Genomic DNA, 12,114 nt, shown 5'->3' on the forward strand with positions numbered 1-12,114 from the left:
TGGAAGCGTGCAACTGACCCCGCACGAGCAGGAACGCCTGCTCGTTCATGTCGCGGCGGACGTCGCGGAGAAGCGCAGGGCGCGCGGAGTGAAGCTCAACCACCCCGAAGCCGTCGCCCTGATCACGTGCCACATCCTGGAGGGCGCGCGCGACGGGCGTACCGTCGCCGAACTCATGGCCTCCGGGCGCAAGGTGCTCACCCGCGACGACGTGATGGCGGGGATCCCCGAGATGATCCACGACGTCCAGGTCGAGGCCACCTTCCCGGACGGCACCAAGCTCGTCACCGTCCATGACCCGATCGTGTGACGGGGGAGTACCGCCGATGATTCCCGGAGAGATCCTTTTCGGTGAAGGTCCCGTGGCCCTCAACGAGGGCCGGCCGGTCACCCGCCTCACTGTCCTGAACGCCGCCGACCGGCCCGTCCAGGTCGGCTCCCACTACCACTTCGCCGAGGCCAACCCCGGACTGGACTTCGACCGCGCGGCCGCACACGGACAGCGGCTGCACATCGCCGCCGGCACCGCCGTGCGCTTCGAGCCGGGGATCCCCGTCGAGGTCGAACTCGTACCGCTGCGGGGCCGTCGTGTCGTCCCCGGTCTGCGCGGCGAGACCGCCGGCCCGCTCGACCCGTCCGACGCCGAGGCCGAGGGGGCCGACCATGCCTGAGCTCCACCGTGCCGTCTACGCCGATCTGTTCGGGCCCACCACCGGCGACCGCATCCGGCTCGCCGACACCGATCTCCTCGTCGAGATCGAGGAGGACCGCTCCGGCGGCCCCGGTCGCGCGGGCGACGAGGCCGTGTTCGGCGGCGGCAAGGTCATCCGCGAGTCCATGGGCCAGGCCCGTACGACCCGTGCCGAAGGCGCGCCCGACACCGTCGTCACCGGTGCCGTGATCATCGACCACTGGGGTGTCGTCAAGGCCGACATCGGCATCCGCGACGGCCGGATCACCGGCATCGGCAAGGCCGGCAACCCCGACACCATGGACGGTGTCCACCCCGAACTGGTCATCGGCCCCGAGACCGAGGTGATCGTCGGCAACGGGAAGATCGTCACCGCGGGCGCCGTCGACGCCCATGTCCACTTCATCTCGCCGACCGTCGTCGAGCAGGCCCTCGCCACGGGAGTCACCACCCTCGTCGGCGGCGGCACGGGCCCGGCCGAGGGCACCAAGGCCACGACCATCACCCCCGGCCCCTGGCACCTCGCCCGGATGTTCGAGGCCCTCGACACCTTCCCCGTCAACATCGGACTGCTCGGCAAGGGCAACACCATGTCCCGGGACGCCATGCACTCCCAACTCCGGGGCGGGGCGCTCGGGTTCAAGATCCATGAGGACTGGGGAGCCACCCCGGCCGTCATCGACGCCTGTCTGAGCGTCTGCGAGGAGACCGGCGCCCAACTCGCCATCCACACCGACACCTTGAACGAGGCGGGCTTCGTCGGCGACACCCTCGCCGCGATCGCCGGCCGCACCGTCCACGCGTACCACACCGAGGGCGCCGGAGGCGGGCACGCCCCCGACATCATCACCGTCGTCTCCGAGCCGTACGTACTGCCCAGCTCGACCAACCCCACCCGGCCCCACACCGTCAACACCATCGAGGAACACCTCGACATGCTGATGGTCTGCCACCACCTCAACCCGGCCGTCCCCGAGGACCTCGCCTTCGCCGAGTCCCGTATCCGGCCCTCCACCATCGCCGCGGAGGACGTCCTGCACGACCTGGGCGCCATCTCGATCATCTCCTCCGACTCCCAGGCCATGGGACGGATCGGCGAGGTGATCATGCGTACCTGGCAGACCGCGCACGTGATGAAGAAGCGCCGCGGCGCCCTGCCCGGCGACGGCCGCGCGGACAACCACCGGGCCCGGCGCTATGTCGCCAAGTACACGATCAACCCCGCCGTCGCACAGGGCATGGACCACCTCATCGGCTCCGTCGAGCCCGGCAAGCTCGCCGATCTCGTGCTCTGGGAGCCGGCGTTCTTCGGTGTGAAGCCGCAGACCGTGCTCAAGGGCGGCCAGATCGCGTACGCCCAGATGGGCGACGCCAACGCCTCCATCCCCACCCCGCAGCCCGTCCTGCCGCGCCCGATGTTCGGCGCGCTCGGCAAGGCAGCCGCCGCGGGATCGTTCAACTTCGTCGCCGAGGCGGCGATCGAGGACGACCTCCCGCAACGCGTCGGTGTCCACAAGGAGTTCACGCCCATCCGCAGCACCCGCAGGGTCACCAAGGCCGACATGCGGGAGAACGACGCCCTGCCCCGGGTCGAGGTCGACGCCGACACCTTCACCGTCACGATCGACGGCGAAGCGGTCGAACCGGCACCCGCCGCGGAACTGCCCATGGCCCAGCGCTACTTCCTCTTCTGATGACAGCGCCCACCACACCGCTCACCGAGCCCGGCGGCCGGCCGGACGACCGTCCGGCCGCGGGCCCCGGCGGCCGGGCCGCGCTCCTGGTGCTCGCCGACGGGCGCTTCCCCGCCGGCGGGCACGCCCACTCCGGCGGAGCGGAGGCCGCCGTCAAGGCCGGCCGGATCACGGACGCGGCGAGCCTGGCCGCCTTCTGTCGCGGCCGACTGCACACCACCGGTCTCACCGCGGCGGGACTCGCCGCCGCGGCCGCGCTCGGCCACGACCCGCACGCGCTCGACGCGGCCGCCGACGCCCGCACCCCGTCACCCGCCCTGCGCGCCGTGGCCCGCAAGCTCGGCCGGCAGATGATGCGCGCCGCCCGAGCCACCTGGCCCTGCCCCGAACTCGACGCGCTCGCCACGGCGTTCCCGCGCGGCGCGCACCAGCCGGTCGTCCTCGGCGTCACCGCGCGGGCGGCGGGCCTCGGCCCCGAGGACGCCGCGCACTGTGTCGCGTACGAGACGGTCAGCGGCCCGGCCACCGCCGCCGTACGCCTGCTCAGCCTCGACCCCTTCCGGGCCACCGCCGTCCTCGCCCGTCTCGCCCCCGAGATGGACCGGGTCGCGGAGCGCGCCGCCGCCGCGGCCCGCCTGGGCATCGGCGCCCTCCCGGCGGCCTCCGCACCCCTCCTCGACATCACCGCCGAACAGCACGCGGCGTGGCCCGTACGCCTCTTCGCTTCCTGAGACCCACTGGAGCCGTCCCATGCACCTCGACCACTCCCACGACCACCTCGGCGCCGTATCCGCCGACGCCCACCGCCCCGACGGCACCCGCCGCGCCCTGCGGATCGGGCTCGGCGGACCCGTCGGCTCCGGCAAGACCGCGACCGTCGCCGCGCTCTGCCGGGCGCTGCGCGACCGGCTCTCGATCGCCGTGGTCACCAACGACATCTACACCCGCGAGGACGCCGAGTTCCTGCTCCGCAACGCCGTCCTGCCGCCCGAGCGCATCCAGGCCGTCGAGACCGGCGCCTGCCCGCACACCGCGATCCGCGACGACATCTCCGCCAACCTCGAAGCCGTCGAGGAGCTGGAGGACACCGTGGGCCCCCTCGACCTCATCCTGGTCGAGTCCGGCGGCGACAACCTCACCGCCACCTTCTCCAAGGGCCTCGTCGACGCCCAGATCTTCGTCATCGACGTCGCCGGCGGCGACGACATCCCGCGCAAGGGCGGCCCCGGCGTCACCACCGCCGACCTGCTCGTCGTCAACAAGACCGACCTCGCCCCGTACGTCGGCTCCGACCTGGAGCGGATGGCCCGTGACGCCAAGGCGCAGCGCGGCGACCTCCCCGTCGCCTTCACCTCGCTCACCGGCGAGCAGGGTGTCGCCCCCGTCGCCGACTGGGTCCGCGAGCGGCTGGCCGCCTGGACCACGACCGCCGCCGCATGAGCCTGCGCGCCACCGCCCGGATCGTCGCCGACGCGGACGGCGGACTGCCCGTCCTCCGGAGCGACGGCCCCCTCGCACTCCGCCGCACGCGTACCACCGACGCGTACACCCGTGTCACCGTCGTCGGCGCCATGAGCGCGCCGCTCGGCGGCGACCGGCTGGCGATCGAGACGGAGGTACGGGACGGGGCGCGGCTCCTGGTCGACTCGGCCGCCGCGACCGTCGCCCTGCCCGGCCGCGGCACCGAACCCGCCACGTACGACCTCCGGATCACGGTGGGCGAGGGCGCGGTGCTGCGCTGGCTCCCCGAGCAGCTCGTCTCCGCCAGGGGATCCGACCTGTCGATGCGCACCACCGTCGAACTCGCCTCCACCGCACGGCTCGTGCTCAGGGAGGAGCAGATCCTCGGCCGTCACGGCGAGGAGACCGGAACCCTCGCCACCCGTCTCACCGTCCGCCGCGCCGGACTCCCGTTGCTCGACCAGGAGCTGGCGTACGGACCCGGAGCCGCCGGTGGCTGGGACGGCGGAGCGGTGCTCGCCGGGCATCGAGCGGCGGGCCAACTCCTGGTGGTGGACCCGGAGTTCGCGGAGAAGCCGGTGGAGCCCCGGCCGCTCGCCGAGAACGCCGTCCTGGCTCCGCTCGCCGGACCGGCGGCGCTGGTCACCGCCGTCGCCCCCGACGCGCTCCGGCTGCGCCGCATCCTCGACGAAGCGCTGGACAGCCTCGCCGCGTGGTGAGTTCACCGCTCAGCGGTACACGGCTGTCCGGTTATTGGTTCGGCAAAGAAACACCAGTGCGACCTTCCGCCGCGCGCCCCACTGACGAAAGGATCCCCCGGACAACCGACACCCACAGGGGGAGCGACCACGTGAGACGCACGGCAGTGCTCGGCTCGGCCGGCACTCTGATAGCGGGCACGCTCGTGGCGGGCGCGCTTGCCGCCCCGGCCGCGAGCGCCCAAGACCGGGGCCGGCCCGACGCGGAGGCGCGCGGAGCGGCCGTCGCCGCCCAGCGCGCCGCGGACCAGGGCATCGACTGGGAGGACTGCCCCGAGGACTGGGGCCTGGAGAAGCCCATCCAGTGCGGATGGGTCACAGTCCCGGTCGACTACGCGAAGCCGAACGGCAAGAAGATCAAGATCGCCGTCGACCGCATCGGCGCCACCGGTACCCCGGCCGAGCGCCAGGGCGCGCTGCTCTACAACCCCGGCGGTCCCGGCGGATCCGGCCTGCGCTTCCCGCGGCGGGTCACCACCAAGAACACCATCTGGGCGGGGGCCGCCAAGGCATACGACTTCGTCGGGTTCGACCCGCGCGGCGTCGGCCACTCGGCGCCCATCTCCTGCGTCGACCCGGCCGAGTTCGTCAAGGGCCCCAAGCTCGACCCGGTCCCCGACAGCGAGGCCGACAAGCGCGCCCAGCGCAAGCTCGCCGCCGAGTACGCCGAGGGATGCGCGGAGAAGAGCGGCGACCTCCTGCCGTACATCAACACCCTCAACACCGCCCGTGACCTCGACGTCATCCGCGCCGCGCTCGGCGAGAAGAAGCTCAACTTCGTCGGGGTCTCCTACGGCACCTACCTCGGCGCCGTCTACGGCACCCTCTTCCCGACGCACGTCCGCCGCATGGTGCTCGACAGCGTCGTCAACCCGTCGACGCGGAAGATCTGGTACGAGGCCAACCTCGACCAGGACATCGCCTTCGAGGGCCGGCTCAAGGACTGGATGACCTGGGTCGCCCAGAACGACGCCACCTACCACCTCGGCGACACCTACCCCGAGGTCCGCCGGCAGTGGGACATCCTGCGCGCCGACGCCAAGAAGAACCCCCTCGGCGGCAAGGTCGGTCCGGCCGAGCTCATCGGCTTCTTCCAGAACGCGCCGTACTACGACTCGATGTGGGCCCCGGTCGCCGAGGCCTGGAGCGCCTACGTCGCGGGTGACCCGCAGCCGCTGATCGACTCGGCGGCCTCCGACCCCACCGACACGGCCGGCAACGCCGCATCCGAGAACGGCAACGCCGTCTACACCGCCGTCGAGTGCGCGGACGCCCCCTGGCCGACCAGCTGGAGGAAGTGGGACCGGGACAACAGCCGGCTCCACGAGCGGTACCCGTTCATGACCTGGGCCAACGCCTGGATGAACCTGCCCTGCGCCACCTGGTCCACCCCGCGCCAGCGGCCGACCGAGGTCCGTACGGGCAAGGGCCTGCCGCCCGTGCTCATCACCCAGGCCGAGCGCGACGCGGCCACGCCGTACGCCGGAGCGGTCGAACTGCACAAGCGGTTCAAGGGCTCGCGCCTCATCACGGAGCGGGACGCCGGCTCGCACGGCATCACCAACCTCGCCAACCCGTGCCTCAACACCCGGGTGGAGGCCTACCTCCTCACCGGCAGGCTCGACAGCCGGGACGTGACGTGCGCACCGCACGCCACACCCCGGCCGTAGTCACGGGGTGACATCCGAGGGGCGGCCGTCGCGCGACGGCCGCCCCTCGCTCACGCATGGGCGGCGAGCCAGGCGTCCTCGGCCGCGTAGTCGAAGAAGTCCACCCCGTACTTCGCCAGGCCCGGGAAGGCCTGACGCCACTCCAGCTCGGCCACCCGCCGGGACAGGTACGCGACCGTCGCCGGCAGGGAATCGGCGTACGAGACGACCGGCCGGTACCCGAGCTCCCGCTGCGCCGCGCCCATGTCGTAGACGACCGGGTGGGGCGCGGTCCACGGAGTGAGCCCCACCGTGCCCTCCGGCGCCCCCTCGATCAGCACCGTCTCGCTCTCCACCCCGACGACGGCGTCGATCGCCGCGCCGATCTCCGCGACCGTCGGAGCCTCGGGATCACCCCCGTTGAGCACCCGGGTCCCCGGGTCGGCCGCCGCGAGCCGCACCAGTTCCCCGAGGTTGTCCACGTGCACCGGATGGAACCGGGACGCACCGTCGTACGCCAGGACGCGCACCGGCCGCCTGTCGAGCGCCCGCTTGACGAACCACAGCTCGCGCGGGCCCGGGCAGTACGGCCCGTGGATCGCGCCCGCCCGCAGCACGGTCGTCGGCAGCGCCTCGCCGGCCGCGAGCAGCTCCCGCTCCAGCGCCACCTTCCGTGTCCCGTACGTCCCTTCGCCCGGCGCGACCGTCGGCCACGACTCCGGGATCGGCACCGGGTAGGCGGGGAAGCCGTCGGGCTCCTCCTGGGTGTCGAAGCTACGGCCCCGGTCGTCCTCGTAGACCGCGCCGCTGGAGACCACCACGGCCGAGCCGATCCGGTCGGCGAGCCCCGTCAACTGCCGCCCGTGCCCCGCGTGGTAGCCGACGATGTCCACCAGGACGTCGCAGCCGTCACCGAGCGCCGTGGCGAGCGCGCCCTCCTCGTTCCGGTCGAGGGCGACCGACCGGACCTCGGCGGGCCACCTCTCGTCCCGTCCGCCGCCCCGCGAGGCGGCCGTCACCTCCCAGCCGTCCGCGACGAGCGCCCGCACGGCCGCCCGCCCCACCTGTCCTGTCGCTCCGACGACGAGTGCGTTCCCTTGTCCCATGGGCGCGACGCTACGGCGGAGGTGATCACCGGCCCAGGCTCTTTCGCCGTGCGCGGATCCGCCGTCAGCGTTCCCCGCGGGGGAACTTTCTCGGGGATCCGGTGTTCTTCGCCTTCGCCTCCTGCTCGGCGGCCTTCACCTTGGCCGCGTAGTCGTCGACGTACTCCTGGCCGGACAGCGCGAGGATCTCGTACATGATCTCGTCCGTCACCGCGCGGACCGCGGCCTTCTCGCCCTCCATGCCGGCGAAGCGCGAGAAGTCGAGCGGGGGCCCGAACCGGATGGTGACCCGCTTGACCCGGGGCACGACCTTTCCGGGCGGCTGGATCTCGAAGGTGCCCACCATCGCGCACGGGACGACCGGCACCCCTGCCGTGATCGCCATGACCGCGACCCCGACCTTGCCCTTGTAGAGCCGTCCGTCGTGCGAGCGCGTGCCCTCGGGATAGATGCCGAGCAGTTCACCCTTGGCCAGCACCCCGAGCCCCTCGCGGATCGCGGCCTTCCCTGCCTCCTTGCCCGAGCGGTCGACCGGGATCTGGCCGGCGCTGCGGAAGAACGCGGCGGTCAGCCTTCCCTTGATCCCCGGCCCGGTGAAGTACTCCTGCTTGGCGAGGAACGTGATCCGCCGCTTGAGGACGACCGGCATCAGGAAGTGGTCCGAGAACGACAGGTGATTGCCGGCGACGATCGCCGCGCCGTCCTCCGGGATGTGTTCGAGGCCCTCGATGCGCGGCCGGAACACCAGCCTCAGTAAGGGTCCGAGCAGCACGTACTTCAGGACGTAATAGAACAACTGTTGCCCCCGTCTCGGTAGAGCGATGATTATTTGTAACCACTGGCGCGACCCTGGTCCACACTGGAGACGGAGAGTGGGTCCCGATGGCTGCCGAACGCCCCCGCACGACGCGACGCAGAAGGCCCGGCGCAGCCGCCACCGCGTTCCTCTGCGCCCTGACGACCGCCGGGTTGTACGGATGTACCGATTCCGGTACCCCGGAACCGACCCCGAGCACCACCCCGACCGCCCCCGTCCCGCAGGGCGTCTCGCCCTTCACGGGACTGCCCGCCCGGGCGGCCCCGGTCCTCGCGGTCAAGATCGACAACGTGCCGCCGGCCCGCCCCCACACCGGGCTCGGCGCCGCCGACCTCGTCTACGTCGAGCAGGTCGAGGGAGGCCAGACCCGGCTGCTCGCCGTCTACTCCGGGCAGCTCCCCGACCGGATCGGTCCGGTGCGCAGCGCCCGCGAGTCCGACATCGAGCTGCTCCGGCAGTTCGGCCGCCCCGCGCTCGCCTACTCCGGCTCCCAGTCCGCCCTGAAACCGCTGCTCAAGGCCGCCCCGCTGTACGCCCTGCCACCCGAGGACGCCCCCGGGGCGTACGTCCGCGACCGCGGCCGGGCCGCGCCCCACAACCTCTACGTGCTGCCCGGGCGGGCGCTCGCCGCCGCCCCCGAAGCGGAAGACGCCAAGGACATCGGATTCCGCTTCGGACCGGCCCCCGAGGGCGGCGAGCCGGTCAACGAGCGCACCGTGCGCTTCCCGGCCTCCCGCTACACCTTCACCTGGAACGCGGCTGAAAAGGACTGGCGGGTCACGATGGACGGCAGACCCGCCCGTACCACCGACGACGGTCCGGTCACGGCGTCGACCGTCGTGGTGCAGTACGTGGACATCCGGCCGTCGCGCTTCCACGACGTCCTCGGCAGTGTCTCCCCGTACACCGAGACGGTCGGCAGCGGCAGCGCCGTCGTCCTGCGCGACGGCCGCGCCCACGAAGCCCGCTGGAGCCGCCCGGCCGCCGCGAACGGCACCGCCTTCACCGCTGCGGAGGGGGAGCCTCTGAACTTCGCCCCCGGCCGGACCTGGGTCGTTCTCGCCCCACGCGGATAGCCGGGCCCGCACCGGGTACCCGCCGCGCACGACCGGAAAGGACGCGACCAGGGAGGAGACGCGCCATGGGCGCCGACATGTGGGGATACTCCGAGTCCGCGGGACACGTGCCCGGAACCCGGCTCATCGGCTTCTCGGTGGAGGCCACCGACGGGGCCATCGGAAAGGTCGACAAGCACACCGAGGACGTCGGCCGGTCCTACCTCGTCGTGGACACCGGACCGTGGATCTTCGGTCGGCGGGTCCTGCTGCCCGCCGGCCTGGTCTCCCGCGTCGACACCGAGAACGAGACGATCCGTCTCTCCTGCTCGCGCGACGACGTCAAGGAGTCGCCGGATTTCGAGAGCGGGCAGCACCAGGACGACGGCAACTTCATCAAGCTGACGGAGCACTACTACAGCAACCGGCACATGTGAGACCCGCGCCGAGCCGGACCGGGCCCGAGGCGGCGACGGGGCTTCAGGACTGGGGCCCGCACTTCAGGACTGGGGACCCGGCCTGCCCGGACCGCGACGGCCCGGTCCCGCCGGGACGGAGCTGTCGGCGGCGGCCATACCGATGGTGACCACCCCGAGCACCACCCAGCCGAACCACAGCCAGCCGCTGCTACCGAGCGCCACCGTGTATGCCGTCGTCAGCACCAGGGCCGCGACCGTGATCACGCTCATCGCCTTCGTGGGACCGGACATGGGTCCGCCCTCCTCCTGACGGGGGCCGTCCTGTTCATCGTCACCCCTGAGGAGGGCGGAGCGCTACTCCCGCGTCGGGACGGGCCGGCCACCGCCCCGCAGCGAGGCGAGGTACGCGTTGTACGCCTCCAGCTCCTTGTCCCCGTCGCGGTCGGCGGCCCGGTCCTTGCGGACGGCCTGCCGCTGCTCGGAGCGGTACCACTGGAAGACCAGCGCGATCAGCACCAGCACCGAAGGGATCTCGCTGAAGGCCCAGGCGATGCCGCCCGCCGCGTTCTGGTCGGCGAGTGCGTCGATCCCGAGGGAGGCCGGCGGGTTCTGGTACGCCTTGATCATCGGCTCGCTCGCCATCATCAGGGCGATACCGAAGAAGGCGTGGAACGGCATGCCCGCGAAGAGCTCCAGCATCCGCATCACGTACCCCGGGCGGTGCGGCCCGGGGTCGACGCCCATGATCGGCCAGAAGAAGACCAGACCGACGGCGAGGAAGTGCACCATCATCGCGATGTGCCCGATCTTCGACCCCATCAGCGTGTCGAAGATCGGGGTGAAGTAGAAGCCGTACAGGCTCGCGATGAAGAGCGGGATCGTGAACGCCGGATGCGTGACGATCTTCATGTAGCGGCTGTGCAGCAGCATCAGGAGCAGCTCGCGCGGGCCCTTGTCGCCCCGGGCCGCGACCGGCAGGGCGCGCAGCGCCAGGGTCACCGGAGCGCCGAGCAGGAGCAGGATCGGCGAGAGCATCGAGATGACCATGTGCTGCACCATGTGCACGCTGAACATGACCATGCCGTAGTCGTTCAGCTTGGTGCACATCATCAGCGCCACGGAGAGCACGCCGACCGTGAAGAAGACGGTCCTGCTCACCGGCCAGCGGTCACCGCGTCCGCGCAGCCGCGCGACGCCCCAGCCGTACAGCGCGAGCCCCACGACACTGCCGACGAGGAAGAACAGGTTCGGCGAGAACTCCAGCCCCCGTCCCAGCGTGAACGGCGGCAGATCCATGGTCATGCCGTGCCCGCTGTGATCCATGTGTGTACTCCTGGAGCCCGATTCGCGCTTGTTGTCCGCACCAGACTAGAACCGCCCCCGTTCGCGGATGCGACCGGGGGCGGTTCGTGGTGCGGTACGAGGGGTCAGAGCACGGTCTCGGCTTCGGCGTAGCGCTCGGCGGGGACCGTCTTGAGGGTCTCCACGGCCTGGGCCAGCGGAACCATCGTGATCTCCGTGCCGCGCAGCGCCGTCAGCATGCCGAACTCGCCGCGGTGCGCCGCCTCCACCGCGTGCCAGCCGAAGCGGGTGGCGAGGACCCGGTCGTACGCGGTCGGCGTGCCGCCGCGCTGGACGTGACCGAGTATCACCGGCCGGGCCTCCTTGCCGAGCCGCCGCTCCAGCTCGACCGAGAGCTGGTTGGCGATGCCGGTGAAGCGCTCGTGCCCGTACTGGTCCTTGGCGCCGACCTCGAAGTTCATCGAGCCCTCGCGCGGCTTGGCGCCCTCGGCGACGACCACGATCGCGAAGCGCTTGCCCGCCTCGAAACGCTCGCCGACCCGGGCGGTCAGCTCGTCGATGTCGAAGGGGCGCTCGGGCACGACGATCGCGTGGGCGCCCGCGGCCATGCCGGAGTGCAGCGCGATCCAGCCGGTGTGCCGGCCCATGACCTCGACGATGAGCACGCGCTGGTGCGACTCGGCGGTGGTCTTCAGCCGGTCCAGGGCCTCGGTGGCCACCCCGACGGCGGTGTCGAAACCGAAGGTGACGTCGGTCGAGGCGATGTCGTTGTCGATGGTCTTCGGCACACCGACGATCGGCAGACCGGCCTGCGACAGCAGGTTGGCGGCCTTCAGCGTGCCCTCACCGCCGATCGGGATGATCGCGTCGAGGCCCAGCTCGGCGACATGGCCCCTGGCGCGCTCGACGCCGTCGACCAGATGCGCCGGCTGGACCCGGGAGGAGCCGAGGATCGTGCCGCCGCGGGCGAGGATGCCGGCCACCGCGTCCAGGTCGAGCTTGCGGTAGTCGCACTCCAGGAGGCCCTTCCAACCGTCGTGGAAGCCGATGACCTCGTCTCCGTGGTCGACGACGGCGCGGTGCACGACGGAACGGATGACGGCGTTCAGACCGGGGCAATCGCCTCCGGAGGTGAGCACACCAATGCGCATAGCCCAAATAC

Annotated in this window: 14 protein-coding genes; 9 read left to right on the top strand and 5 right to left on the bottom strand. The window is 71.9% G+C overall.

Features of this window, described 5'->3' with window-relative positions; all coding sequences use genetic code 11:
• Positions 1-7 precede the first annotated feature (7 nt).
• From M5362_RS11110 to M5362_RS11140, 7 genes are all read left to right on the top strand, one after another.
• Positions 8-310: an urease subunit gamma gene (locus tag M5362_RS11110; protein ID WP_260227276.1), complete on the top strand. Its 303-nt coding sequence runs from the start codon at positions 8-10 to the stop codon at positions 308-310.
• A 16-nt stretch (positions 311-326) separates the two neighbouring features.
• Entirely contained in the window at positions 327-671 is a 345-nt protein-coding gene (locus M5362_RS11115) for an urease subunit beta (protein WP_260227277.1), read from the top strand.
• The gene (locus M5362_RS11120) at positions 664-2,385 is read left to right on the top strand and encodes an urease subunit alpha (protein WP_260227278.1); all 1,722 of its coding nucleotides are present in this window, start codon (positions 664-666) and stop codon (positions 2,383-2,385) included. The genes M5362_RS11115 and M5362_RS11120 overlap by 8 nt, the downstream gene beginning before the upstream one ends.
• The gene (locus M5362_RS11125) at positions 2,385-3,116 is read left to right on the top strand and encodes an urease accessory protein UreF (RefSeq protein ID WP_260227279.1); all 732 of its coding nucleotides are present in this window, start codon (positions 2,385-2,387) and stop codon (positions 3,114-3,116) included. The genes M5362_RS11120 and M5362_RS11125 overlap by 1 nt, the downstream gene beginning before the upstream one ends.
• A 19-nt stretch (positions 3,117-3,135) precedes the next feature.
• Positions 3,136-3,825, top strand: a complete 690-nt coding sequence (gene ureG, locus M5362_RS11130) for an urease accessory protein UreG (protein WP_260227280.1) — start codon at positions 3,136-3,138, stop codon at positions 3,823-3,825.
• Entirely contained in the window at positions 3,822-4,565 is a 744-nt protein-coding gene (locus M5362_RS11135; protein WP_260227281.1) for an urease accessory protein UreD, read from the top strand. Before ureG ends, M5362_RS11135 begins: the two co-directional genes overlap by 4 nt.
• A gap of 131 nt (positions 4,566-4,696) precedes the next feature.
• Positions 4,697-6,274, top strand: a complete 1,578-nt coding sequence (locus tag M5362_RS11140) for an alpha/beta hydrolase (protein ID WP_260227282.1) — start codon at positions 4,697-4,699, stop codon at positions 6,272-6,274.
• Between the two features lie 50 nt (positions 6,275-6,324).
• On the opposite strand, the gene M5362_RS11145 is transcribed toward M5362_RS11140, so the two are convergent.
• On the bottom strand, positions 6,325-7,359 hold the full coding sequence (locus tag M5362_RS11145; protein ID WP_260227283.1) for an NAD(P)-dependent oxidoreductase: 1,035 nt from the start codon (positions 7,357-7,359) through the stop codon (positions 6,325-6,327).
• Between the two features lie 64 nt (positions 7,360-7,423).
• On the bottom strand, positions 7,424-8,155 hold the full coding sequence (locus tag M5362_RS11150) for a 1-acyl-sn-glycerol-3-phosphate acyltransferase (RefSeq protein WP_260227284.1): 732 nt from the start codon (positions 8,153-8,155) through the stop codon (positions 7,424-7,426).
• A gap of 86 nt (positions 8,156-8,241) precedes the next feature.
• On the opposite strand from M5362_RS11150, the gene M5362_RS11155 reads away from it, so the two are divergent.
• Both M5362_RS11155 and M5362_RS11160 read left to right on the top strand, forming a co-directional pair.
• Complete coding sequence (locus tag M5362_RS11155) at positions 8,242-9,252, top strand: DUF3048 domain-containing protein (RefSeq protein ID WP_260227285.1); 1,011 nt, start codon at positions 8,242-8,244, stop codon at positions 9,250-9,252.
• A 65-nt stretch (positions 9,253-9,317) separates the two neighbouring features.
• Complete coding sequence (locus M5362_RS11160; RefSeq protein WP_260227286.1) at positions 9,318-9,668, top strand: PRC-barrel domain-containing protein; 351 nt, start codon at positions 9,318-9,320, stop codon at positions 9,666-9,668.
• Between the two features lie 63 nt (positions 9,669-9,731).
• On the opposite strand, the gene M5362_RS11165 is transcribed toward M5362_RS11160, so the two are convergent.
• From M5362_RS11165 to M5362_RS11175, 3 genes are all read right to left on the bottom strand, one after another.
• Positions 9,732-9,941, bottom strand: a complete 210-nt coding sequence (locus M5362_RS11165; protein WP_260227287.1) for a hypothetical protein — start codon at positions 9,939-9,941, stop codon at positions 9,732-9,734.
• A 63-nt stretch (positions 9,942-10,004) separates the two neighbouring features.
• Positions 10,005-10,973 carry a cytochrome c oxidase assembly protein gene (locus M5362_RS11170; RefSeq protein ID WP_260227288.1) on the bottom strand — a complete coding sequence of 323 codons (969 nt, stop codon included), beginning with the start codon at positions 10,971-10,973 and terminating at the stop codon, positions 10,005-10,007.
• Positions 10,974-11,077: 104 nt separating this feature from the next.
• On the bottom strand, positions 11,078-12,103 hold the full coding sequence (locus M5362_RS11175; protein WP_260227289.1) for a 6-phosphofructokinase: 1,026 nt from the start codon (positions 12,101-12,103) through the stop codon (positions 11,078-11,080).
• Positions 12,104-12,114: the final 11 nt, after the last annotated feature.

The sequence above is a fragment of the Streptomyces sp. Je 1-79 genome, assembly GCF_025195125.1.
Taxonomy (GTDB): domain Bacteria; phylum Actinomycetota; class Actinomycetes; order Streptomycetales; family Streptomycetaceae; genus Streptomyces.

Bases quoted from the DNA above. Each gene is read 5' to 3' on its own strand.
- M5362_RS11170 (WP_260227288.1), bottom strand. From the start codon at position 10,973: ATGGATCACAGCGGGCACGGCATGACCATGGATCTGCCGCCGTTCACG.
- M5362_RS11135 (WP_260227281.1), top strand. From the start codon at position 3,822: ATGAGCCTGCGCGCCACCGCCCGGATCGTCGCCGACGCGGACGGCGGA.
- M5362_RS11155 (WP_260227285.1), top strand. From the start codon at position 8,242: ATGGCTGCCGAACGCCCCCGCACGACGCGACGCAGAAGGCCCGGCGCA.
- M5362_RS11165 (WP_260227287.1), bottom strand. From the start codon at position 9,941: ATGTCCGGTCCCACGAAGGCGATGAGCGTGATCACGGTCGCGGCCCTG.
- M5362_RS11175 (WP_260227289.1), bottom strand. From the start codon at position 12,103: ATGCGCATTGGTGTGCTCACCTCCGGAGGCGATTGCCCCGGTCTGAAC.
- ureG (WP_260227280.1), top strand. From the start codon at position 3,136: ATGCACCTCGACCACTCCCACGACCACCTCGGCGCCGTATCCGCCGAC.
- M5362_RS11160 (WP_260227286.1), top strand. From the start codon at position 9,318: ATGGGCGCCGACATGTGGGGATACTCCGAGTCCGCGGGACACGTGCCC.
- M5362_RS11115 (WP_260227277.1), top strand. From the start codon at position 327: ATGATTCCCGGAGAGATCCTTTTCGGTGAAGGTCCCGTGGCCCTCAAC.
- M5362_RS11125 (WP_260227279.1), top strand. From the start codon at position 2,385: ATGACAGCGCCCACCACACCGCTCACCGAGCCCGGCGGCCGGCCGGAC.
- M5362_RS11120 (WP_260227278.1), top strand. From the start codon at position 664: ATGCCTGAGCTCCACCGTGCCGTCTACGCCGATCTGTTCGGGCCCACC.
- M5362_RS11145 (WP_260227283.1), bottom strand. From the start codon at position 7,359: ATGGGACAAGGGAACGCACTCGTCGTCGGAGCGACAGGACAGGTGGGG.